Annotated in this window: 20 protein-coding genes and 1 pseudogene; all 21 read left to right on the top strand. The window is 43.9% G+C overall.

Annotated features, from left to right (window positions below; genetic code table 11):
- The first annotated feature begins 26 nt into the window (after positions 1-26).
- The 21 genes and pseudogenes from gspF (at position 27) to pseB (ending at position 23,647) form a co-directional block, all read left to right on the top strand.
- Positions 27-1,232 (top strand): type II secretion system inner membrane protein GspF, encoded by a 1,206-nt coding sequence (gene gspF / locus RTL34_RS09645; protein ID WP_312116530.1) that lies wholly within the window; start codon positions 27-29, stop codon positions 1,230-1,232.
- Positions 1,233-1,357: 125 nt separating this feature from the next.
- Positions 1,358-1,807: a type II secretion system major pseudopilin GspG gene (gene gspG, locus RTL34_RS09640; protein ID WP_203172166.1), complete on the top strand. Its 450-nt coding sequence runs from the start codon at positions 1,358-1,360 to the stop codon at positions 1,805-1,807.
- Positions 1,808-2,020: 213 nt separating this feature from the next.
- On the top strand, positions 2,021-4,189 hold the full coding sequence (locus RTL34_RS09635) for a cytochrome c biogenesis protein CcdA (RefSeq protein WP_472796837.1): 2,169 nt from the start codon (positions 2,021-2,023) through the stop codon (positions 4,187-4,189).
- Positions 4,190-4,291: 102 nt separating this feature from the next.
- Entirely contained in the window at positions 4,292-4,789 is a 498-nt protein-coding gene (locus RTL34_RS09630; protein ID WP_312116526.1) for a DUF3465 domain-containing protein, read from the top strand.
- A gap of 78 nt (positions 4,790-4,867) precedes the next feature.
- Complete coding sequence (locus RTL34_RS09625; RefSeq protein WP_312116524.1) at positions 4,868-5,974, top strand: RNA-guided endonuclease InsQ/TnpB family protein; 1,107 nt, start codon at positions 4,868-4,870, stop codon at positions 5,972-5,974.
- Between the two features lie 17 nt (positions 5,975-5,991).
- A pseudogene (locus RTL34_RS09620) lies at positions 5,992-6,102 on the top strand (DUF3465 domain-containing protein); the annotation flags it as partial.
- 155 nt (positions 6,103-6,257) lie between these two features.
- The gene (locus tag RTL34_RS09615) at positions 6,258-7,559 is read left to right on the top strand and encodes a phospholipase A (RefSeq protein WP_312116522.1); all 1,302 of its coding nucleotides are present in this window, start codon (positions 6,258-6,260) and stop codon (positions 7,557-7,559) included.
- An 8-nt stretch (positions 7,560-7,567) separates the two neighbouring features.
- Positions 7,568-8,311, top strand: coding sequence for a ComF family protein (locus tag RTL34_RS09610; protein ID WP_312116520.1), 744 nt, complete (start codon positions 7,568-7,570; stop codon positions 8,309-8,311).
- Between the two features lie 326 nt (positions 8,312-8,637).
- Positions 8,638-9,174 (top strand): GspH/FimT family pseudopilin, encoded by a 537-nt coding sequence (locus RTL34_RS09605; protein WP_312116518.1) that lies wholly within the window; start codon positions 8,638-8,640, stop codon positions 9,172-9,174.
- Positions 9,171-9,782: a type IV pilus modification protein PilV gene (pilV, locus tag RTL34_RS09600; protein ID WP_065253646.1), complete on the top strand. Its 612-nt coding sequence runs from the start codon at positions 9,171-9,173 to the stop codon at positions 9,780-9,782. The genes RTL34_RS09605 and pilV overlap by 4 nt, the downstream gene beginning before the upstream one ends.
- Positions 9,782-10,696 carry a PilW family protein gene (locus RTL34_RS09595; protein WP_065253647.1) on the top strand — a complete coding sequence of 305 codons (915 nt, stop codon included), beginning with the start codon at positions 9,782-9,784 and terminating at the stop codon, positions 10,694-10,696. The genes pilV and RTL34_RS09595 overlap by 1 nt, the downstream gene beginning before the upstream one ends.
- A gap of 3 nt (positions 10,697-10,699) precedes the next feature.
- Positions 10,700-11,578, top strand: a complete 879-nt coding sequence (locus RTL34_RS09590; protein WP_312116513.1) for a PilX N-terminal domain-containing pilus assembly protein — start codon at positions 10,700-10,702, stop codon at positions 11,576-11,578.
- A gap of 70 nt (positions 11,579-11,648) precedes the next feature.
- On the top strand, positions 11,649-16,289 hold the full coding sequence (locus RTL34_RS09585) for a pilus assembly protein (RefSeq protein WP_312116511.1): 4,641 nt from the start codon (positions 11,649-11,651) through the stop codon (positions 16,287-16,289).
- 11 nt (positions 16,290-16,300) lie between these two features.
- Positions 16,301-16,867, top strand: coding sequence for a type IV pilin protein (locus RTL34_RS09580; RefSeq protein ID WP_312116509.1), 567 nt, complete (start codon positions 16,301-16,303; stop codon positions 16,865-16,867).
- On the top strand, positions 16,867-17,283 hold the full coding sequence (locus RTL34_RS09575; RefSeq protein WP_312116507.1) for a type IV pilin protein: 417 nt from the start codon (positions 16,867-16,869) through the stop codon (positions 17,281-17,283). The genes RTL34_RS09580 and RTL34_RS09575 overlap by 1 nt, the downstream gene beginning before the upstream one ends.
- 364 nt (positions 17,284-17,647) lie before the next feature.
- Positions 17,648-18,109 carry a pilin gene (locus RTL34_RS09570; protein WP_312116505.1) on the top strand — a complete coding sequence of 154 codons (462 nt, stop codon included), beginning with the start codon at positions 17,648-17,650 and terminating at the stop codon, positions 18,107-18,109.
- Between the two features lie 54 nt (positions 18,110-18,163).
- Positions 18,164-18,691, top strand: a complete 528-nt coding sequence (locus RTL34_RS09565) for a pilin (protein ID WP_312116503.1) — start codon at positions 18,164-18,166, stop codon at positions 18,689-18,691.
- A 25-nt stretch (positions 18,692-18,716) separates the two neighbouring features.
- Positions 18,717-19,463 carry a TfpX/TfpZ family type IV pilin accessory protein gene (gene tfpZ, locus RTL34_RS09560; protein ID WP_312116501.1) on the top strand — a complete coding sequence of 249 codons (747 nt, stop codon included), beginning with the start codon at positions 18,717-18,719 and terminating at the stop codon, positions 19,461-19,463.
- A gap of 81 nt (positions 19,464-19,544) precedes the next feature.
- Positions 19,545-21,344 carry a PglL family O-oligosaccharyltransferase gene (locus tag RTL34_RS09555; protein ID WP_312116499.1) on the top strand — a complete coding sequence of 600 codons (1,800 nt, stop codon included), beginning with the start codon at positions 19,545-19,547 and terminating at the stop codon, positions 21,342-21,344.
- Entirely contained in the window at positions 21,344-22,609 is a 1,266-nt protein-coding gene (locus RTL34_RS09550) for an exopolysaccharide biosynthesis polyprenyl glycosylphosphotransferase (protein WP_312116497.1), read from the top strand. The genes RTL34_RS09555 and RTL34_RS09550 overlap by 1 nt, the downstream gene beginning before the upstream one ends.
- A gap of 39 nt (positions 22,610-22,648) precedes the next feature.
- Positions 22,649-23,647, top strand: coding sequence for a UDP-N-acetylglucosamine 4,6-dehydratase (inverting) (gene pseB, locus RTL34_RS09545; RefSeq protein ID WP_060994597.1), 999 nt, complete (start codon positions 22,649-22,651; stop codon positions 23,645-23,647).
- Positions 23,648-23,660 lie beyond the last annotated feature (13 nt).

Here is a 23,660-nt window from a genome sequence, read left to right as displayed (position 1 = left end):
GCTAATCTTACCCGTTGGGAACTCACATGCCCGCATTTCAGTACAAAGCCATGGATACCCAAGGCAAGTCACACCAAGGTATTCTTGAAGCCGATTCTGCTAGGCTAATCCGCCAACAATTGCGTGATAAAAATTTACTGCCTGTCGAAGTCTCACCTGTACAAAAAACCGATGTCAATCGCAACCGATTGTGGCAAAAAGGGGTGGGTGCGTATGATTTGGCATTAATTACCCGCCAATTGTCGGTGTTGCTGGCAGCGTCGATACCGATTGAACAAGCGTTGCAAGCGATTGCCAAACAAAGCGAGAAACCGCATGTCAAAGCGTTGATGCATGGGGTGCGTGCCAAAGTATTGGAAGGCTATAGCCTAGCGAGCGCGCTACAAGACTCTGGTAATTTTCCAGCGATTTATATCGCCACCATTGCCGCAGGTGAGCGCTCAGGGCATTTGGATTTGATTTTAAACCAGTTAGCCGATTACACCGAAAATCGTTTTGCCATGCAAAAAAAGGTACAAGGCGCGATGGTGTATCCGATAATTTTGCTAATGATGGCAGTGGCAGTGGTGGTGGGCTTGATGAGCTTTGTCGTGCCAAAAATTGTCAAAGTGTTTGAACAATCCGAGCAAGCGCTGCCCTGGATTACCCAAGTGGTGTTGGCACTGTCTAATCTCTTAACCCAATGGTGGTGGATGATATTGGGCGGGCTAATCGGTGCGGTTTTTTTATTTGTGAAGTTTATTAAAACGGCGGCAGGCAAAGCCACTTTTGACCAATTTATCTTGCGGTTGCCGGTGTTTGGTAAATTATCGCGAAATCTGAATGCCTCACGTTTTGCCAGTACGTTAGCGATTTTGGTACGCTCAGGGGTGCCATTGGTGGAAGCACTAGCCATCGGCGCGGCAGTCACCACCAATACCCATATCAAACATACCATCGTGAACGCCACAGAAAAAGTCACCGAAGGCGCAAGCCTATCAAGCCAGCTTGAGCGCAGTAATTATTTTCCGCCGATGATGGTACAGATGATTAAAAGCGGCGAGAACTCAGGCGAGCTTGAAGACATGCTGACGCGTGCAGCAGCGATGCAGCAAAATGAAGCCACCAATATGATTAGCACGCTATTGTCGCTACTTGAGCCGCTGATGTTGGTGCTGATGGGCGTGATTGTCATGACCATTGTGATGGCAGTGATGCTGCCGATTATCAATATGAATGATTTGGCAGGCTAAACCCTAAAACCGCCAAATAATTAATGGCTAAATAATCCGACAAAATTAACCAAATCGGTATGCAAATTGTCAAAAAAGCCGTGTAAAATCCTAACACCTTATCAAAAGCGCTAAAAATCTAAAAAATGGAAATTCGTATGTGTTGTGCTCATGTATCAAAAAATCGTCAAGCAGGTTTTACCTTAATTGAAGTCATGGTAGTGATTGTCATTTTGGCAATTTTGGCCGGTCTGGTGGTACCCAAAGTGGTGGGTCAAAGTGACAAAGCCCGCGTCAAAACCACCGAAACGGCTTTATCCAACACCTCAAATGCCATTGATATGTTTAAAGTGGACAATGGTCGCTATCCCACCACCCAAGAAGGATTAGAAGCCTTAAACAAGCCACCACAAGGCGCCAAAAACTGGCCAGAGGGCGGGTATATTAAAGGCGGTTTCCCGAAAGATGGCTGGGATAATGAGCTACAATACGTTATCCCAGGTACCGAAGGCAGAACCTATGATTTATTCTCATTGGGGGCTGATGGCAAAGAAGGCGGCGAAGGACAAGACGCAGACATTTTTGCTAAGCTATAGTTTAGTGCTGTTACTGGGTTAACGAAATCAGAGTCACGCACTCTGATTTTTTTTGCTAGGTTTTTGGGCGGGGATTGGCTAAAATTAGCCGTCATAGTATAATTACGTGGCTTAAAACGTATAAAGTCTGAAACGTATAAATCTGAAACGTATAAATTTAAAACCTGTGAATTTAAAACATATGAGAAGTTGTCTTTGAAAAATATATCCCCTATGCCTACGGCCTTGTTTTGTTTTCGAACCGTGAGTCGTCATGTCTCTTTGCTTGGCACGCTACTGGCTGTCACTAGCCTTACTATGCCAAGCGCCCAAGCGATTAGTTTAAGCGAGGTTTTTGGCGGCAGTGACAATCCCAGCTTGAGCGCCAAAGACAAGCCGCTACCGGTGCATGAGGCTTTTAAAGTCTACACGGAGCAAAAAGGGCAAGTAGTGACCATTCATGTGGATGTCAAAGCAGGCTATTATGCGTATCGGGATAAATTAACCTTACAATTGCCTGACGGGGTAACAGCGACGCCGCTACAATTTAGTGCAGCACCGACCTATGTGGATGACCCAGATTTTGGTCGGGTGCCTGTGTTTGAACACCCCTTTACTGCCACAACCACCTTGAGCGCGGATAAGGCAATCACCTCACAACCTGCTACGGTCAAATGGCAGGGCTGTGCCAAAGTAGGACTTTGCTATCCCCCTGAAAAGACCAAATTTGTCATCACCCAATTGGCCGCTTCCACCAAAAATGGCGCAAAAAAATCAGACGCAATGTCGTCAAAAACCGCCCAAGCAAAAGTCACCAATACTGTGGCGACGACCAGCGATGCCGCCCCGACAACGACTCAGCAATCTGCTAGCTTGACCCCTGCTAAAACCGTCGATGAGGCAACTAGCCCACCGTCTGCCAAACCAGCGATTTCCGGTGGCAGTACAGCCGCAGCGGGGCAGCAAGTCGCATTGACCCCAGTGACCGATGCTTCAGCCACCGATGTCTTAACCACAGCGCAGTTAACGGCATCCGCCCCTGTCGTATCTATGGCATCGTCTCAACCTGTCCAAACAACTGTCATGACTAAACCCGCGGCTGCATCGGCGGCGGCAACGAGTTTGACAGCTAGCGCTAGCAATCAAGATATTTTTGGATTGACCAAGCATAGCGGTGTTGCGTTATTGCTGTTGTTTTTAGCGGGATTGGGGTTAGCTTTTACCCCTTGTGTGCTACCCATGCTGCCGATTGTAGCCAATATCGTTGCCCGTCAACATCGTCCATCTGCCAAAAAAGGGTTATTACTCACGGGCAGTTATGGTTTGGGTGTTGCCACCAGTTATGGCATTTTGGGCGCAGTGATTGCGTTATTTGGGCAATCTTTGGGTATATTAAACTGGCTACAAAACCCTGTTATTTTGCTAATTTTTGCAGGGCTATTTATCGTGCTTGGACTGTACATGTTGGATGTCATTCGCTGGCAACTGCCGCATGCGCTTCGTGTTAAGTTCCAAAAAATCAGCCAAATTGGGGCAAATCGACTGGGTAGCTTAAGTGGTAGTTATTTGACGGGCTTGTTCTCTGCGCTGGTTGTCTCCCCTTGTGTGTCGGCACCCCTTGCAGGCGCGTTGGCAGGTGTGGCAGCACTGGGTGATCCTGTGATGGGGTTTGCCGCATTGTTTTTATTGGGGCTTGGGCTATCCACGCCGCTCATTTTACTGGGCGCCACTCAAGGTAATTTTATGCCAAAAGCAGGCGAGTGGATGAACTGGGTCAAAACCAGCTTTGGTTTGCTGTTATTTGGCGTCGCTTTATTGATGATAGAGCGTATATGGCTATCAAGCTGGATGCTGATGCTATGGGCGCTTTGGTTTGCTGTGATTGGCTTATGGCTGTGGCGCTGGCAAAGCAAAAAAGGTCAACTACTCACTCAAGCACTAGCATTGCTAGCATGCATCTGGTCAGCGTGTCTGGTGATAGGCACTGCCTCAGGTAGTCAAGATAGTTGGCAGCCGCTTAACAAGCTGTTGAATACCTCAGAGCAATCGGCATTCACGGCAACGAAGACCACTCAAACGATTACAATCACCAAACTGTCACAGCTTGAGCCCTTGCTTTCGCAATATCCAAAGCTAGTCGTCGATGTCACCGCAGAGTGGTGCATTGAATGTCGTATTATGGATAAAACACTTTTTGCCAACCCGCCGCAAAGTTTAGCCAGCTGGCAAGTTGTCAAACTCGATGTGACTGACAATACGCCGGATAGCCAAGCAATCTATAAAAAACTAGCCGTGTTCGGTCCGCCTGTATTGTTGTTTTACCAAAACGGTCAACTGGTAGCAAGACAAAACGGTGCAGTCAAACGCTCTGATTTTGAGCAACTTTTGTCCCAATTAAATTAACTCTAAACTCAGTTAAAGAAAATTCAGTTCAAGAAAACTCAGTTCAAGAAAACTCAGTCAAATGATTCATTGACCCATTCAACCATAAAGGTTAAATAAAAATTGAACTATCACTTAGCAAAGTCTATAGCCATCCCGTTAACTTTCGGGGTGCTAATTTTTGTCACTGGGTGTTCCCATGCAGGCAATGCCGACCAACAGCCAAGGCAAAATAAAAGCCAAAACCAAAGCGGAAATAGCCAGTTAGCAAGCCCAAATTCACCGTTAGTGGACTCAAAGTCCAATCAACAGACGGCTAAAAATTCAGCAGGTTATACTGACAAAAAACGTCAGGCAACAAATATTCAATGCAACAACGCCGTCATTAATCAAGCTTATCAAGCCAAAAATCCCAGCGTTAAACGACAGGTATTAGGGTGTGGTACGGTGATTAAAGTGCTAAAAGACGATAATGAGGGTAGCCGGCATCAAAAATTTTTGGTCAAAATTGATAACTACCCAAACATCACGGTGTTAATTGCCCATAATATTGATTTGGCACCGCGCATCGAGGGTATTCAAGCCAACAATCCCATTCGTTTTTATCCTCCGTTGCCGTAAAACCACCGACTTTAGGCGGTGGATATAAGGCAACTCATACACTATAACGCTTGCATAAATTTTGCTAAAATAATTTGCATGAAAACACTCAAGCTACGCATACGAGATAAACACACAGCAAAGCTTAACCGCCTAAGCGGTTCGGTGAATTTCGTATGGAACTACGTCAATGACTTGAGTTACAAGCACCTACAAAAAACTGGTAAATTCTTTTCAGCTTATGATTTGAACGAATACACCAAAGGTAGCGGTGAATTACTGGGGTTACACTCGCAAACCATTCAAGCCATCAATGAAACCCACGCCAAAGCTAGAAAACAATTCAAAAAAGCTAAACTATCATGGCGAACCAACAACCCAAATTCAAAACGTAAATCATTAGGTTGGCTACCATTTAAACAATCTGCCATTAAGCATATTGCCACGCACCAAACAGGCAAAAAGGGCTTAAAATCCACCTTGCAACTAAGCCTAGCCAAAGGACAAAAACTAGTCATTGACCTATGGGACAGCTACAACCTTAGCCTATACCAAATCAACACATGCGAATTGGTACAAGACAGCCGTAACCGTTGGTATGCCTGTATCACCGTCAAAGACTACCCCAAGACACAATGCGGTACAGGCAGTGTAGGCATTGACTTAGGACTTAAAGACAGTGCCACCGCCTCAAATGGCAATAAATTACAAATCAAACAAACGCTCAAATATGCTAAAGCGTTAGCCATTGCTCAAAGAGCTAAAAACAAACAACGTATCAAGGCTATCCATGCCAAAATCAAAAATACACGCCAAGACCTCATCCATAAATTCACCACCCAATTAGTCAAGGACAATGCCCTAATCGTGGTCGGTGATGTGAAAACCACCCAATTTAACAGTAAAAAAGGCAAACTCGCCAAATCGGTTTACGATGCAGGTTGGTTTGAACTCAAAAGGCAACTGACCTACAAATGCGAGAACGCAGGTTGCCGTTTTGAAATCGTGAATGAGAGATACACGACCCAGCGATGTTCGTGTTGCGGTGAAATCACCGCCAATAGTCCGAAAGGTAGAAAATCGCTTGGAATAAGAGAATGGATATGTGCTTCGTGTGGCACATGGCATGATAGAGATATCAATGCCAGTAAGAACATTCTTGCGGTCGGGCTTGACCGTCTTGTAGAAGGAATCCCCTTGCTTTAGCAAGGGGAGGAAGTCAAGGTGAATATATTTATAACGACAAAGGTGGCGTTGTACATTGGACACACCGTGACCCCGCTAGCCGTCATCAAGACGGTTGGCTTGAGTATCAAGGTCAGCAGTATCATTAGAATTACCCATACAAGCACCCATAGAAATACCAATAATTGACGAGCCAATAGTTGATTGAAACTTTACTTTACTGTTAAAAATTATTATGCATTTGTTAACTATTTGTCATCAATTTTTGCTATCATGAACGATATTTTTGTAAGAAGGTCAACCTATGTCACAACTTACGCTTTACCGTACCGCTTTATCGCTTGCTATACTAGCCACACTAACAGTTACAGCAACGGCGCAGGCAAAAACTTCAACAAAAGCTTCAACAAAATCCTCAGCAAAAAATGCAACAAAACCCTCAACACAAGATTCAACAAAAACTTTAATAAAAACAACCGTTATTCCTGTCGACGAGCAAACGCTGCTAACCTGTTCAAAAATCACTGACAATATCGCGCGGTTGGCTTGTTTTGACAAGATAAGCGTTGGTAAAATCGAACCCGAAGCCAAGGCGCCCCTTGATATTGCCAAAACCTTGAAAGTGAGTATCAAAGAAGGTAAAGCAGTGCCCGTGTTAGCCGTGGATCAAACGACAACCGTCACGACTCCCACTAAAAACGAGCAAAAAAAACTGGATCATTTGGTACCCAACAAGCTTGACAAAACCATCTTAAAACAAGTGGGGGTGACGGCAACAGATGTTGAAAAATATACGCCACTGAGTGTGTTATATGACTTGGATAAAAATGATCCCAAAGGGATACTGACGATACGTCCACATTTGCCCATGTATGTCATGCCGCTTTGGTACAACGCGACGCCAAACTATGATATTCATTCACCCACCCAAGATCATGTTCGCGCATCGAAAGATTCTTTGCAGCATCTAGATAGCAAGCTGCAAATTTCAATGAAAACCAAGCTTGCCCAAGATGTGTTCGATACCAATGCCGATGTTTGGCTTGGCTATACCCAGCAGTCTTATTGGCAAGTGTACAATGGTAAGTATTCAAGACCTTTTCGCAGCTCAGATTATCAGCCAGAGATATTTTTGACACAGCCTATCAAGGGTAATCTGCCTGGGAATGGGTCATTAAGAATGTTAGGCGCAGGGCTCGTGCATGAATCAAATGGACAATCAGACCCGTTATCCCGTTCTTGGAATCGTATCTATGCGATGGCAGGGACAGAGTGGGGTAAGCTCACCGTGATTCCAAGACTGTGGCTCATCGCATATGAAAACAGTAAAGACTCGGATAACCCAGATATCGGGGACTACATGGGCTATGGCGATGTGCGTTGGTTGTATCCGCTCAATGACCAAAGCACAGTGGGTGGTGTGATGCGTTATAATCCAAGTACCAATAAAGGCGCTATACAGGTGGATTATGCTTATCCATTGACAGGCGGTATGAAAGCGATTTTACAAGTATTCCATGGCTATGGTGAAAACATCCAAGACTATAATCATAAGAGCACTAATGTCGGTATTGGTATCATGTTCAATGATTTTAAAGGGCTTTAACTGCGTTTATGGCAATCGTAGCCCCCTTGCCTTGGTGGCGATTGCCCTTTGCCATGGCGTTGGTATATCAAGCGAAAGTTCATCACCGTTGCCAATTATGTGGCATCAATGATTGCGCTGCAGCAGGCTTTGATAACTTAGCACCGCGTCACCATGACCATTGGTTCAATCGACAGCAATTTCTTTGTCAGCCATGCCATAGCCAGTTTGCATGGTCCACGTCATTTTTTACTTTGCAACTAAAGCAAACGTCACTGCGTGGCGTAGCTAGCGGCTACTATCAATATCCCCTCAATCAAATCATGCTTGGGTATAAAAATGGGCAGCAGTTACATCATCTGCCCGTTTTGGTACACGCCATCCGCCAGCTTAAGCCGCCTCAAGGATGCCATGCCAAAAATTCGTTAATCGTTAAAGTGCCAACAAGTCTACAGCGCATTAGGCAACGCGGCTTCGATCCGCTTGCCATGTTAACCGCTTATCTAAGCTTTCACTGGCAAATCCCTGTTTTTACGGGTGTGCAGCGACTCGACCGAACTCACCAGCAGGGTCTAAGCCGAGAAGAGCGTTTGGATAATATCAAAGATGCGTTTTCTCTAACAGATATGCCTCCTAGCAAAAATTTGATTTTGTTTGATGATGTGGTGACGACAGGCGCCACCTTGTCTGAATTGGCTAATCTACTCACGAATTATCACCCATCTTCCCATATTCATGCGTATTCAGTCTTGCATGGTAAGGTTTTGCATTAGGTCCTGCTTGTGACTGTTTTGCGACCAAAGTTGCAACGCCATACCGTTAAAGCTCGCAGATAAAGGCGGGCTACCAGTGGGTTATTGGAAGGATTCTTTAAAATACTAAGCTAAAAATGATTTGATAATACGTGAGCGCCCTTTCGTCCTAATTCGCTTAGCAATGATAAGTGGCTAAGGTAAACTATGGGTAGTAAGCTTTAGGTATGACAATTAACAAAAATACTGAGATAATAGGTATGTTTTTTGCTTTAATGTTAGAATGGTTTGTGCTAGTAAACATGGTATGATAGGTCGTTTATCAAGGGGTATGGGTGGGTATCGTGATGAAAGTTTTGAAAAGACAGTATCATCGTGACCGAGACCAAGGTTTTACGCTGATTGAGCTTGTCATCACCATTGCAATTATAGCTATCATTGCCGCGATGGCAGCACCTAGTATGCAACGACAGATTCAGCAAGCCAGAATCAAAGATGGGGCAAACATCATTGAAGCTGCGCTAAAAGATGCAAGAACCCAAGCAATGATTGCTCAGCGATCTACTAGGGTAGTGCTAACCAATAGCTCATCAAGCAAAAAAATCACTGTATTATATGTAAAAAGGTCGGCAACAGATGCTGATGAAATGCTGTCTGACTATACGCTAGACAAAAATTTGACGATTACCGCTAGCCCGAGTGCCTTAACTGCAGTTAGTTTTACCCCTTACAAAAAAGCTTACCAAGGGGACACGGGAACAGGGACTCTTACAGATAGCTCGACCAATTTTTCAGTGTGTTATGGCGCTGGGTCTGATAAATATACCATTACGGTCGATGCAAGCAGTAATATTGTCACTAGCAAAAATGGGACGTGTTCATGAATTCACAAAAAGGCATTGGCTTAATAGAAGTGCTGGTAGCATTGATGTTGTTAGCAATCGCAGTGCTTGGATTCACTGCCATGCAGATGACCGCAGTCAAAGCCACCGATGAGAGTTTGATGCGTACCCGAGCCTTAACTGTGATGCGAGGCGCTGCCGAGATGATGCGAGCAAATATAGATGGCATACCCGCATTCAAAACCGCGATTAACGGCACCGCTACCACACTCACCAATACAGATACTAGCAATGTGCCTATAACCAAAGATAGTTGTATGACAGGGGGTACGCCTGTGTCCTGTACCATTAAGCAACTGGCAGTAAAAGACGCCTTAACCGTCAAGCAATATGCCACAGACAATGGCTTGAAGGTGGGTATGGCAACTTGCCCTACCAAACGCACGACAACCACTAGCGCTAGTGGTGTTGCCACAACGATTAGTACGGTTGGACAAGACCGCCAATGCCTGATTGCTGCTTGGGGCGATACCGACCCGATTTTTTTGGATACCCCCGTTGCGTCCGATACGACTAAAGACAAACCCTGCGCTAATGAAGATGCGGTCTATAATTTTGGTGCACAATGCTTCATTATGGAGGCATACTGATGATATCAAGTTATCGTTCTACTTCAGGCTTTACGTTAATAGAGCTCATGATTTCATTGGTATTGGGGCTGCTGATTTCTGCTGCGGTAATACAAGTATACCTAACGAATACCAAAACCGCCTCAACCCAAAAAAGCGGCAGTGAGCTACAAGACGCGAGCGTTTTTGGTTTGCAGCAGCTAGAGAGCCATTTGCGATTGGCAAACTTGGGAAATTCAGTAACCTCTATTACCGATAAAACGGTGGGTGGTGGCATCGTCATTTCACCTGAAAATATTGGTTTGGCAAGCTCAGACACATCCAAAAATCTTTATTTTACACGCACTGGCGGCGATTCTAATATCACAGGGATCAATAGCGACCAGTTAACGATTCAATTTAAAAATACCACGGGTGTAAAAATTGCGGATTGTGAAAGTGCTGATATTGATCCAAAAGCTACTGTAATTGAACGGTATTTTATTAGAAGTTCAAGTACCACAGGGCAAGGGCTGTTGCTAGCTTGCGATGCGGGTAGGATTACAACTGCAGGCATTACTGGTTTGAGTGCGAACTATCAAAGCGGTGGCAGCGAGGTAATCTTAGGGGTAGACCAATTCAAAATCTTGTTGGGTATCCAAACTGACGCACCTAGTGATGCTGGGTTGATGCGTTACCTGACCGCCAGTGAGTATTTAGCATTGTCTGGTACCAAGCCGCCCATTACTGCAGTCAAAATTGGGCTAATTGTCCGAGGCAGTTCACCTGTCATCGGTAGCGATGTTGCGACCAGTTTTAAGTTATTAGGTGCAACTCAGCCATTAAAATCAGGACAGCCTAAGCTGGTACGTACTACCTATGAATCTACGACCTTATTGAGAAACGCGCGAGTTATCAATATTGACACCAGTACGACATTAACTGCGGGGAGTTAGCCAATGCGCAATCCAATCCTATTGATCAGCACGCAATCCGCGCTTAGTCGTCCAACAAACAACGGCTATAACTTGCCATCTCATCAACGCGGCGCAGCGCTCATTGTAGTATTGTTGTTTTTGGTACTGATCTTGTTGGCAGGCGCGATAGCAGTACGTCAAAGTACCACGGATCTCAGAACTGCCACCGCTGACCAAATCAACACCTTGTTGCTACAATCAGCCGATAGTGGCAATCAAAAGTTAGAGGCGATGGTGAATGCCAATCCTAGTTCACAGGCATATAAAGATATCACGAGCGTGTCAGGGGCTATCGGGCATTTTTTACTCAATTCAGACAATGCTACCAACGAATTCATCTACTGCTATAATCCACGTGAAAAAAAATACCTTGCCAAAAACGCTACCATCCTAAAAAAAGGCGGGGGCTACTGGAGTGGGCGTAACAGTGGCTACTGTGACTATACCAGTGCCGATAGCTATAATAGTGATAGACAAACCTCAATGACTCAGATGAATATTGCGGTCACCCCACCTGAAACCGATGCTGAACCATTTTCACAAATGGTGATTGGGAAAGAAGTAGAAAACCGCACCAGTAAAAAGTTCAAGTTTGACATTCGCGCCACTGCAGCCTTACCTGCGTATGCAGAGCCTAAGGTAGGTTCTGATAAGTGCTTTGAACAAACCGCGATCCAAGATAATGTTAGTTCAGGAAAATATTCTCTTATTGAGTGTATGCGTAAAGCCAACACCCCAAGCAAGATGCTTTACGAGCAAGCGGATGTCGAGAATATGTCAAGCTCAACCAACTGTATTCCGTTTGGCAAAGGCACAGGGACATTATCGTCAAAATGTACTTTAACCTCATCAGGTAGATAAGGTTTGTTAAGATAAAGATAATGTGGTGATAACGATGAAACCCAAATTTGGTGTTAAGAGGTCTAAAGCAATGAATCAATCGTATCAAGGTAAAATAACGACTTCAATCAAATATGTAGTTATTGCTATGTCGATGATGGTGGCGGTGAGTACTTCACAGGCGGATGTGAGCCAAAAGAAAATCGGTGATTTGGAGATCTATAAGGCAGCAACTGATGGTCAGATTAATCTGATGATGATGCTCGATACGTCAGGATCGATGGGGATCAGCTCGCTAGTATTACCTAAAAACAATCCTTATGGTAGCCCGGGGGATGTCGACACAGGTCTATGTGACCGTGTCATTGTGTACGAGTATAACAATAATCGTTCAAGTACTTATCCATTTGCTGAATGGGCTTATAATGCTAGAGATACCCGTGATGGCGAGACTAAAGGTAAAACTTCTTTTAAGAAATCAGTCACTATCAATGGAACTACGATACCCTATTATTTGAGAGGGTGCGGTACAGCAAGCATTGATACGGCTGGTAAGCTTGTTGAACCCGTAGATTCTACAGGTCGACAACTTGGGGCTTTTGATAGATTGTCTCGGCTAAAAGATGCGTTAATTACTTTGTTGGCAGGTACTGATATCAAAGACAGTATTGTTATGGGCTTAGGCCAATTCTCTTCCAAGACAGAGATTAATATCAGTGGCGCTACTAACAAAATTGTTGATGGTCACTCAGGTAGAATATTGGTAAAGGCAGCAGCCTTGGATCAAAATCAACGGATAAAACTTATTCAAGCAATTGCTGGTATTCAATCATTAGATACTACAACCAACCAAGATGGCAGTGCCAATGATGCACTTAAATTCTCTAGTAACAACTATCCAAACGTAACCAAGGCTTCCAGTGGTACGCCAGCCGCTCATGCGTATGCAGAAGCAGGGGCGTATATGATGGGTACCACGACGGGTAAAGACCCAAATCCTCCATCATCTGTTAGTATCGTGTATGATGGCTCAATGACCATGCAAAACCCAACTACCAAAGAACAAGTATATTTCACTTGTGTTAGCTTAGGTGGTGGTGAAACGAGTATTTTTAATGGTAATGCCAAGGTCAAACAGTGTGTCAATAACTGGCCAGGATACGATAGTAGTAATAAAATAATAACAACTGCAACCATTAATAGGGGTGTCTATATGCCTAATGGTAATGGTGGCTGGACACAAATCACTAGCCTTGATGACTTTAAAACCAAAAGCGGCGTCACGACTATGGATAGTGGCTGGGAAACCTTTACCAAGCTTCCTGTTGGTTGGCGGTATGGGGGCTGGATGAAAGTTGCCAATGAGCCGATGGATATTGAACCAATTGTCGGCACGGTGTGGACAGGCTATGCAGGTGGTACTATTGGTATCGTGTCTTATCGTAATAGTCCTTTTTCCATCAAAAATACTACTACGTCAACAAATGGAATTGGTGAGCCAATAGAAAATATGTATGGCGGTATTGCCTATTCAGCAGCCGATACTAACAATGGTACGAACTACTACCGAGGGGCGACCCCAGTGACTAGCACCACGGCACAGTGTGATTCTAATGGCATCTATTTCTTGACCGACGGTGCGCCTAACTCAACCAAAGATGACATGGCGAAGACTATTCTCAACAAGTCACTCAACGATGATACCAGATACACCATTACCACCAAGCCTACAGGTCTGATCTCACCAACGCTACAGTCAGGGCTATTTTCTGGTGAGACAGGCGGTTGGGAATGGATAGGGGAATATGCCAAACGCCTTCGTAATGCTTCTCAAAATCCTTCAGGTATCTCAATCAAAACCGCCGTTGCAGGATTTGGTTCCTCCTTTGCGGGTTTAGATTATAATAGTGATACCAAGCTATATAATTGTGACACTGCCACGGCTAATAACGACGCAAAAAACGCTTGTAAATGGGGTCAACAGGGTGCAGGCTACGGTGAAGGCGGATTCTTTTATGCTCAAAGTTCTGAAGATATCGCTAATAGTGTATTAAGCTTTATTCAAAACCTTAATAATACATTACCTGCTACCCCATCAGGCACTATCATTGTCCCTGATGACCCTTACAGAGCCGATAGCCAACTAGCGGTGGCTTACTATCCCATCTTACAAGCCGAAGTTGGTAAAAACCAAGCGATCTGGGCAGGTAACCTTAAAAAATACAATCTAAATGAAGGTACGCTATATGGCAAAAATAATAGTGCATTATTTTTGGATGTCGCAGGCAATCTGAATCCTGCCACCGAAGATCTTTGGAGTGCAATAGCGGATATCAATGGCAAAAATAATAATGTCACCTCAGGCGGATTTTATAGTAACTTGCTTACCCCGAACGCCGCTGTGAATAATGTAAGAACCTTGTACATTGAAGATAACACTTCCTCAAATGATAGAAGTCCTCGCCTACGAAAATTGGGCGTCAATGCCTCAGGTAAAGTCACCTTGGATGGAAGTATCATCAGTACCTCAAATACCTTTGTGGATACCACCACGTATTCGCGTACCAATGTCAATTTATTACTACAATTTTTAGGTTTTACATTGACGGATGCGCAAAAAACCCAAGCCTTAGCGGATTTGGTACTCACTGCACCAGCGTCACCTGTCAAAGTCCTTGGAGCCACCATTCATTCAACACCAAGCATGGTGTCCTACTCAGCCGATCTTGATACCGATGGTAAAGTCAGCAGTACCCGTGATGATTATGCGTTATTTGGTTCGAGCGATGGGTCATTACACATGGTAAATGCCGATGATTACACCGCTACAAGCAATGGGGGAAGAGAGCAGCTTGCCTTTATCCCTAAACAAATGCTCATCAGCCAACCACAGGCGCTTATCAATGGTACAGGTACAGATGTTGGCAAACCTTACTTTGGTGTGGACGCCCCTTGGCTAGTGAGTGCTAATTATTTTTATGACCTTGATAACAACAGAGTCACTGTAACGCCTTGTGCAGCAAATAAAACTATCGACCCAAATAATACCCGTGACTGCCGTAATACCTACGTCCGTGCTTATGGCGGACTACGGATGGGCGGAGAAGGTATGTATGGCTTGGATTTAACGGATAAAGATAATCCTAAGATGTTATTTAGAATCGATTCTGCTACGACAGGCTTCGACCGTATGGGACAGATATGGTCAAAACCTACCAAGGCAAAAATTGCCACAGGCATAGATTCAACAACCAAAAAAGTCAATGCTTATAAAGATGTCTTAGTCTTTGGTGGCGGTTATGATACCTGCTATGAAGATGAAAACTATCAAGTTGGCACCACAACTTCGACCTTAAGCAATCAAAAATCACAGGCGTGTAACCGCACAACCGCTGCAGAATCTCTAGGCAACGCTGTCTATATGGTGGATGCCAAAACGGGTGCGCTTATTTGGTCAGCCACCAAAGCAGCCAATACGGTATCAGGTGCTACCAATACAACAGTCTCTACCCTCAATAATAGTATCGTAGGCGGGATTACTGTCCTTGACCGCAACAATGATGGCTATATGGATCAGTTATACTTTGCTGACATGGGTGGGCAAGTATTCCGTGCTGATTTCACCAACGCAGGTGCTACGCAGTACAACACAGATGGCAGTATCAAAATGGATAAGGACAAAAAACCTATCCTAACCACAAGTTTTGCCAATACGCGCGTAGTGCGTCTGCTGCAACCTGCCTTTAGTGGTACAGATATCAAATATAATCACCGTTTTTATGAGCGGCCTGTGGTCAGTTTTTATCGGGGTGATAGTAGCTTTAATAATGGTCGGTTATTTGCTGTGGTTAATGTCATCTCAGGTGACCGCAGTTCGCCGTTATCAAAACTACGTACTAGCGATGCTTATGCCGATAGGCTGTATGGCATCATGGACACTGATGTCACGTTGGCAGATAGTATCTTATATGCCAGTGATTTTACCACCCGCAAAGAATCTACCGCCACAGATGCGCCTAAAGTACAAAAAGTGGTAGACTTGACCGCCAATACCACAGCGTCTAGCGACTTATTGGCGTTACCTACGGTCACTGCAGATTATACTTTAACTACCAAACGCTCGGCTATCACTTCTGTAAAAGCCAAACGTGGTTGGTATTATCCATTAACGCGCTTCGATGGCTTTGATAAGGTCAAATATACCAAAGGCGTGGGTAAGTCTGAGGTCATTGATAGTTTCTTATACACCACTGTCTATAATCCCGATATGACGTATGGTACAGTCAATCCCTGTGTCGCAAAAATCACAGGCGGCTCAGAGCGTCAATTGTACTGTCTACCTTACGGCATCTGCTTAAAAGAAACCACAAATTCAGCAGGGGCGGCTATCGATGAGTATGCGACATCAACAAATGGCACGGCAGGGTTTGCGCGGGCAGGACAAGGTATCCAAGAGTTGACGCTAGGACCGCGTAGTTCTACATTATCTAATCAACGCTTACTGATTGGTACGCAAACTATCACCGATAGAGCCTCCAACCGAGTGGGCTTTGGTGATGACAGCGGTAAGCTGCAAGCAGGTGATACGGGGTCTAACAATATCGGACTTGATAAAACTAGCCAGCCATTATCTGGTCTAAGTAAAACCACGGGTGATGGCTCAGCTATAGAGAATATCTATAATGACCGATATACCTTGAAGCCAAATACTTGGTTTGAAGTCAATAAATAACCGAGGCAATGATGAATCGTCACAAGGGCTTTACGCTGATTGAACTGATGGTAACGGTAGCGATGGTTGCGATACTCGCCAGTATTGCTATCCCATCATATCGGCAACATGCTATCCGCAATGCCGAATCGCAAGCGCAAGCCAAAATGAAGCAGCTAGAGATTGAGCTCAATCGCTGGCGGGCGACTGCACTGACTTATAAAGGCTTTTTACCCAAAAAAATTGCCAATGACGGTACGGTTAGTTACAGTTATGATACTGGCGCAAGGGATGATGTGGCAAAAACGGTGATTTATGTGCCCGCTAACAGCACAGCAGATAATTATCAATACAAGATACTGTTGGTGGATGGCGACAATACTGCCAATAGTCTGGTGCCAACGGCATCTTCGACGCTCGCTAATAGCTTGACGGCAGGTAGAGCATGGGTGATGTTTGCCACCCCTAATCCCACAAAATTTAACGATGCGCATAAGATTTTGCTCACTAGTAGTGGAACACAATGCAAAACTAAAAATAGTGACACTAGCGTTACCATCGCATCAACCAACTGTGGTACTTATTCGGAGACTTGGTAATGAAAAATCGATATAGCCAGCAAGGGTTTACCCTAATCGAGCTTATGATAGTGGTTGCTATCATTGGTATATTGGCGGCGATTGCTTATCCCAGCTATCAACGCTATGTCATCAAGACCAAACGCACCGATATGATGACAGAAATGCAAAATATCGCCTCGCAAATTGAATCGCGTAAACTGGCACAAGGCAGTTACACTAACGCAGGCACGGGATTAAATGGGAGCTTTCCTAGAAGTGGTACAGCATTATATACTATCACCCTAGCACCCACCCCCCTCACTGACCGTTGGACAATTACAGCCACCCCAGTTAGTTCATCGCAGATGGCAACTGATGGTACCCTCACGCTAAACGCTCAAGGGTTGAAATGCCGAGGTTCCTTATGCGGTACAGGTAAAGAATGGAATAACTAGCTTATTAAACTAAGCATTGAACAATTTTTAGCAGTATGGACAATACTTAGGTTGGGTGGTATAAAATAGTGACAAATATTGTCATATCTTTGACAATAAGATGTGATGTTTAAAAAAACTTTGTGCTTAGATAATCCTTAAAACCCTAAATAATTTTTAAATTAGTAGCGAAATAGAAGATATATTAGTGTTAATTTGGTTAAAAAAAGAAATTGGCACACAAACTGCAGTAATTCTATTAGAAACGCAAAGTTACGCTCATCAAAACTTTGCAGATTGACTTAATTACTTGGATGACTGGCTATATAATTAACTATATGATATTAGGTTATCCATTTTATACACTCAAAAATAGGAGTTCATTATGAACGCTCAAAAAGGTTTTACCCTGATTGAATTAATGATTGTTATCGCGATTATCGGTATTTTAGCGGCGATTGCATTGCCAGCTTATCAAGATTATACCGCACGTGCCCAAGCCACTGAAGGTTTTAAAGCGACTGCAGGTCTGCAGACTGATATTGGTACTTTTGCTGCCGATAAAGGACGCTTACCAGCCACTGCAGACTTAGCAGCGGGTAAAGAAGCAGAGACTCTTGTAACTCAGGCGGCAGCCTTAGAAGGCAAATATTTTGCTGCAAATTCTGTAACTGTGACTAATGGGGGGGTTATTACCGTTCCTTTTAACTCAGGAGCAAATAATGGTAAAGCAATGATTTTAACACCTACTTTAAGTGCGGCCGGCGGACAAATTTCTAAATGGACTTGTGCTCCTGCAGCACAAAATGGCATTGATAAAAAACGTTTACCAACTAGCTGTCAATAATCTATTCGTCCTGTGTTATTATTTCAAAGAACCCTACACTCGTGGGGTTTTTTTATGAGACTAAGTATGCCAATAGGTAATTTTTATATTATTTATAAACCGAGTAATAATATGATATCAAAGCGTCTGCCAAACAGTGGCTTCACACTTATAGAATTGATGATAGTGATTGCCATCATTGGCATACTGGCTGCTATAGCATTACCTGCTTATCAAACCTATGTGGCAAGAGCCCAAATGACAGAGGGGCTAGTTGCTACACAAGGTTTAAGAAATGAGATTGCACTTTGGATTGCCAACTATAAGCAGTTCCCAGATGCTAGGGCAGTGGACGCAGATACTGGCTATATTGGCAAACAAGCCGATGCTATACAGGGAAAATATATCCAAAATAAAGGTGTTAATATTACAGCTGATACGGGTGTTATTACCGTTAAGTATGACAAAGGCAGTATAGCAGGTAAAAAGCTCATCATAACGCCTAGTATTAATTCAAATTTGGGTATGAATGAACAAGTCATTAAATGGGTGTGTTCAACTGATGGTAACCGTAGTTGGTTGCCTAGTTCGTGTCAGGAATAAGTAAGAGATAGTCGGAATAAATATAATGTCAAATCTGCCATTTAGAGTACAGGCTTTTTTAACTCACTTAGCCATTTCACTCTTGATAGCTAGCATCTCCATCGCTGTTGTGTTTTTTGTTTGGTATCCTGCTCCCTTGGCAAAAGCAGTAGGTGTGACTAATATATTTTTGATGATGTTAGCAATTGATGTAGTGCTAGGTCCATTACTGACGTTGATAGTGGCAAAAAAAGATAAAAGCGCACTAAAACTTGACTTGTCCGTGATAGCATTGTTGCAGTTGGCAGCACTTAGCTATGGACTATATAACATTGCCATTACTAGACCTACTTATATTGCATTTGATGCGATCCGCTTTGAGCTTGTCCAAGCCAATACTATTCCAAAAGCAGATAGAGAGAAAGCACATCCACCTTACAATAAACTGAGTTTTTTATCTCCAAGATGGGTAACTGTAAAAATTGCGAATAATGATGATGAAAAAAACAGCAGAACTTTTTTGGAGATGAGGACAGGTCTAGCACCAAGTATGAGACCAAATTTGTATGAGCCTTTAGATAATCAAAAAAAAACCATACAACAAGTTGCAAAACCATTATCGGAACTTCATAAATATAATTTAGCAACAGATATTGAAAATATATTGCTAAAATATCCGCAAGCCGATAGCTTTTTGCCACTCAAAGCCAATGCAGTTGACATGACTGTATTAATTGACAAGAAATCAGGCGGAAAGATTGTCAAAATCGTCGATTTAAGACCTTGGAAATAAAAATTTACGTCATTATTCAATACAAAAAATGCTAAACTACCCCGTTTAGCATTTTTGCGTTTAAAGCCCACGAAAAACACCATGCTACTATCGACATCAAACCAAACGCTCACCCAAGATATCCGTCTATTTACCCTATTCATGGGGTTAGCCATTTTGACCTATCTGATGCCTTGGCATTCGCCCTTGGGTCGAGATTTTGTCGTCAATGCCACCGCGTTTGGGTTTGTGAGCTTGGCAATTGCGGCTTTTTTTTGGCAAAACCCGATTACAAAGTTGAGCAAATCTGTGCTCACTTGGTTGCTGCTAGCGCTATTGATTGTATGTCAGCCATTATTCAACCATATCGCTTACCCCGATGCCTTAATTTTTCCGGTGATAAGCTTGCTGGTGGTTGCCTTGACTGCTTTGATAGGCACCAATATTGAAAATAAAGCGAATTTATTAAACCGCTTGTTTATTGCAGTATATCTCATGGCAATCGTCACCTTTATGATTCAAATGATGCAAACCCAAGGCTATCAGATTGATTATAAAGGCTGGGTGATAGCCCGTGGTAACGCCAATGGCGGGCGCTATGACGGCAACTTTGGGCAAGCCAATCACGCAGGCTATGCGTTTGTGTTGGCGCTGTGTGGGGTGATTTATCAACTGCAGCAGTCGTTTCAAGAAAAGTTGAATGCGCCGCAGTGGCTGATGGGTCGATACCGACAATATGCGCGGTTTGGCTTGATGGTATTGTTTGTGATATTTACCATTGGGCTTGCCTTGACACAAAGTCGGGCGGGTCTGGTGATGATGCTGGCGGTGATACCTATTTTCTTTTTGACCCAGCCGATAGCGTGGAAAAGCAAACTTTCCGCCACCGTTTTGGGGTTAGTTGTTTTTGTGCTGTACTATATTGGCGCAAGCTGGCTTAGTAATTATAGCAGCGCTAATCAGCTTGGGGCGGTGAGCCGTATGGCGGGCGGGCAGGGGAACCGCTCAGCGATGAGCGAACGCGCCATGATGATATTTCATGACCATGTGCTCACCGGGGTCGGCTGGAATAACTACATGGGCGCAAGCGTTGATTATGCCCAATATTTTAAATGGCCAGAGATTGCCGACCATTCCCACAATTTTGCCACCATGATTTTGGCGGAGCTAGGTGTATTAGGCGCACTGTGCTTTGTGCCGATTGTTTGGCTACTGGTGCAGGCGATTCATCTGCGCCATAGTAGCGAAAGCGCGATTGCACTGGCGTTTGTCATCGCCAGTATCTTGTATGCCAGTGTCGAATACCCGTTATGGTATTTTCGTTATCTCGCGGTTTTTGCCTTATTTTTGGCATTGATTGAACAGCGCAACTGGCAACTTGTGTGGCAACCCAAACTAACAAAAGCCATGTCGGTGGTCATGATTGGTTTGGCGATGCTATCAGGCTACTATATTTGGCAATATTTTCATCTTAATTATTTGGATTATAACCGCTTTATCAAGCATACCAATCATCTAAACCAAGACAAAGCAATTGACTACCAAAATGAGGTGTTTGGCTTTAGCGCGTATCATGACCGTATCCTTGCCATGCAAGTGCCGATTAATCGCCATCAGGCAAGCGTCAAAGAAGAAATCTTTGAAGAGGTGCTAAATACCGATTCTTCCCAGTATAATATATTAGCTTATGCACAGTTCTTAGCCTATAAAGGTGACCAACAAGCGGCATTAAAACATATCGAAGCGGCTTGTGTGATGGTCAAAGATTTATCCGATTGTGACAATGTCGAGACCGATTTGGGTAACCTTGCCAAACAAGATCCTGCGACATTTGCAGCTTTATACCGTGAGTTTCAACAATGGCGTGACGCCAATCCTGAAAAAACAGGACTTAAACCATAATGCAGCGGGTAATTTTTTTAGTATGGCAAAATATCGCGTTCCGCCTCATCGTGGGCTGGTTGGTTGTGGTGGTGTTGCCCGCCTTGCTGATGTGGCGAATGCGCTTTTTGCAGGGGCGCTGGCTCATTACTGAGTTTAATAGTATTGTGTTAGCCACGTTGGGTGTCTTGCTAGTCACCCTGGGTCTGCGCAAACTCACCCAGTTTCCAGGTCAACGCTCCATCAGCTTTGTGTTGCCAACCTTATTATTGGTGATGCTGCTGTTAGGCATGGTGATTATCGTTTTTCGGTTGCCGTATTCGCTATATTATTTTGGCTTATCGGGTGCGATTGGGGCAGTGTTTTTCTTTTTATCATTTTTACTTGAGCAAAAAGCCCACCAACCTTATATGGCGTATATTCCACTGGGGCATTGTCAAAACTTTGAAGCGATTTTTCAAATCCGTTGGCTGCGCCTTGAGAAACCGCATTTGGATGCCATACAATCCAAAAAAGTGCAAGCGATAGTAGCAGACCTGTCATCGCCTGCACTCGATGAAGACTGGCAGCGATTTTTAACCGAGCAAACGTTACAGGGCAGACCGGTGTATAATAACCGCCAAGTGTATGAGTCTTTGACTGGGCGTCTGCCGATTCATCATTTGTATGAAAACGAATTGGGCTCGCTGTTGCCTTCTCAAACCTATTTATGGTTTAAACAACTGCTTGATATTATAGCGATTTTATTGGTCTCGCCTTTTGTATTGCTAATTGCGCTGATAACTGTCATTGCGATACGCTTGGAAAGTCCGGGCAGGGCCATATTTGTCCAAGAGCGGGTCGGGCAAGGCGGCAAATTGTTTAAAATCTATAAATTTCGCAGTATGCGCTTTGACTCAGAAAAAAACGGGGCAAAACTGGCGCAACAAAATGACCCTCGAGTGACTAAAGTCGGTAAGTTTATTCGTAAAACCCGTATCGATGAACTGCCGCAATTTTTGAATGTGCTCAAAGGCGATATGAGCCTGATTGGACCGAGACCTGAACAGCTAAGTTTTGTCAAAACTTTTGAAAAAACCATCCCTTTTTATAATTATCGACATATCGTCAAACCCGGTATTTCTGGATGGGCGCAGGTCACACAAGGCTATGCCAGTGATACCGATGAGACAGCGCTTAAGGTACAGTACGATTTTTATTATATTAAACATATTTCTTTTGCATTAGATATCTTGATTGTGCTCAAAACCATTCAAACCATGCTGACAGGTTTTGGGGCTAGATAAACTGCGACAAATAACTTTAGCCATAATAGGTAGTGCACTATGTTAACCAATTCAACCATTTTAGTGACAGGCGGGACAGGCTCATTTGGGCATACCTTTGTGCCGATGACGCTTGAAAAATACAATCCCAAAAAATTGATTATCCTCTCGCGTGATGAGATGAAACAGTGGGAAATGGCAAAACTGTATCAAGGCGACCCGCGTGTACGTTTTTTTATCGGTGATGTGCGTGATAAAGACCGTCTATATCGAGCGCTTGATGGGGTGGATTATGTGGTGCATGCCGCAGCAACCAAAATCGTGCCCACTGCCGAATATAATCCATTTGAATGTGTCAAAACCAATATCAACGGCGCAATGAATCTAATTGATGCCTGTATTGATAAAGGGGTGAAAAAAGTCGTTGCCTTATCGACTGACAAAGCATCTAGCCCCGTGAATCTGTATGGCGCGACCAAATTGGCGTCGGACAAACTGTTTGTCGCAGGCAATGCCTATTCAGGGGAGCATGGTACACGCTTTTCGGTGGTACGTTATGGCAATGTCATGGGGAGTCGTGGCTCGGTGATTCCGTATTTTTTATCAATTAAAGACAGTGGCGTACTGACCATCACAGACCCGCGTATGACCCGTTTTATGATTTCACTTGAACAAGGTGTGGAGCTGGTTTGGCATGCGTTTGAAGACATGGTGGGCGGCGAAATTTATGTCAAAAAAATTCCATCCATGACCATGCCAGATGTGGCAACTGCCGTTTCTGCCACTGCTGAGCAAAAAATCATTGGTATTCGTCCTGGCGAGAAATTGCATGAGCAAATGATTAGTGCCGAAGATTCTTTTCACACCTACGAATATCCCGAGCATTTTAAAATCTTGCCTGCGATTAATGGCTGGGATGAAACGCCTGAGCGTATCAAAGATGGTGTTAAGGTGCCAGAAGGCTTTGTGTACGCCAGTGATAATAACAGTGAGTGGATGACAACTGGGCAGCTCCAAGAATGGATTGAAACCAACAAAGCAAAAATTGGTAAAATTTAAACGCTAACCCTTG

Source organism: Moraxella sp. CTOTU47915, from assembly GCF_031986685.1.
Classification (GTDB): Bacteria; Pseudomonadota; Gammaproteobacteria; order Pseudomonadales; family Moraxellaceae; genus Faucicola; species Faucicola tetraodonis.
Note: the sequence above shows the minus strand (reverse complement) of the source record. Positions and strands in the feature narration are given on the sequence as shown.

What these genes read in the sequence shown, in the direction of transcription:
- RTL34_RS09555 (WP_312116499.1), top strand. Translation starts at nt 19,545, where the DNA reads ATGCTACTATCGACATCAAACCAAACGCTCACCCAAGATATCCGTCTA.
- RTL34_RS09610 (WP_312116520.1), top strand. Translation starts at nt 7,568, where the DNA reads ATGGCAATCGTAGCCCCCTTGCCTTGGTGGCGATTGCCCTTTGCCATG.
- gspF (WP_312116530.1), top strand. Translation starts at nt 27, where the DNA reads ATGCCCGCATTTCAGTACAAAGCCATGGATACCCAAGGCAAGTCACAC.
- RTL34_RS09595 (WP_065253647.1), top strand. Translation starts at nt 9,782, where the DNA reads ATGATATCAAGTTATCGTTCTACTTCAGGCTTTACGTTAATAGAGCTC.
- gspG (WP_203172166.1), top strand. Translation starts at nt 1,358, where the DNA reads ATGGAAATTCGTATGTGTTGTGCTCATGTATCAAAAAATCGTCAAGCA.
- RTL34_RS09570 (WP_312116505.1), top strand. Translation starts at nt 17,648, where the DNA reads ATGAACGCTCAAAAAGGTTTTACCCTGATTGAATTAATGATTGTTATC.
- RTL34_RS09625 (WP_312116524.1), top strand. Translation starts at nt 4,868, where the DNA reads ATGAAAACACTCAAGCTACGCATACGAGATAAACACACAGCAAAGCTT.
- RTL34_RS09575 (WP_312116507.1), top strand. Translation starts at nt 16,867, where the DNA reads ATGAAAAATCGATATAGCCAGCAAGGGTTTACCCTAATCGAGCTTATG.
- RTL34_RS09605 (WP_312116518.1), top strand. Translation starts at nt 8,638, where the DNA reads ATGAAAGTTTTGAAAAGACAGTATCATCGTGACCGAGACCAAGGTTTT.
- RTL34_RS09585 (WP_312116511.1), top strand. Translation starts at nt 11,649, where the DNA reads ATGAATCAATCGTATCAAGGTAAAATAACGACTTCAATCAAATATGTA.
- pseB (WP_060994597.1), top strand. Translation starts at nt 22,649, where the DNA reads ATGTTAACCAATTCAACCATTTTAGTGACAGGCGGGACAGGCTCATTT.
- RTL34_RS09565 (WP_312116503.1), top strand. Translation starts at nt 18,164, where the DNA reads ATGAGACTAAGTATGCCAATAGGTAATTTTTATATTATTTATAAACCG.
- RTL34_RS09615 (WP_312116522.1), top strand. Translation starts at nt 6,258, where the DNA reads ATGTCACAACTTACGCTTTACCGTACCGCTTTATCGCTTGCTATACTA.
- RTL34_RS09590 (WP_312116513.1), top strand. Translation starts at nt 10,700, where the DNA reads ATGCGCAATCCAATCCTATTGATCAGCACGCAATCCGCGCTTAGTCGT.
- RTL34_RS09635 (WP_472796837.1), top strand. Translation starts at nt 2,021, where the DNA reads ATGCCTACGGCCTTGTTTTGTTTTCGAACCGTGAGTCGTCATGTCTCT.
- RTL34_RS09580 (WP_312116509.1), top strand. Translation starts at nt 16,301, where the DNA reads ATGAATCGTCACAAGGGCTTTACGCTGATTGAACTGATGGTAACGGTA.
- pilV (WP_065253646.1), top strand. Translation starts at nt 9,171, where the DNA reads ATGAATTCACAAAAAGGCATTGGCTTAATAGAAGTGCTGGTAGCATTG.
- tfpZ (WP_312116501.1), top strand. Translation starts at nt 18,717, where the DNA reads ATGTCAAATCTGCCATTTAGAGTACAGGCTTTTTTAACTCACTTAGCC.
- RTL34_RS09550 (WP_312116497.1), top strand. Translation starts at nt 21,344, where the DNA reads ATGCAGCGGGTAATTTTTTTAGTATGGCAAAATATCGCGTTCCGCCTC.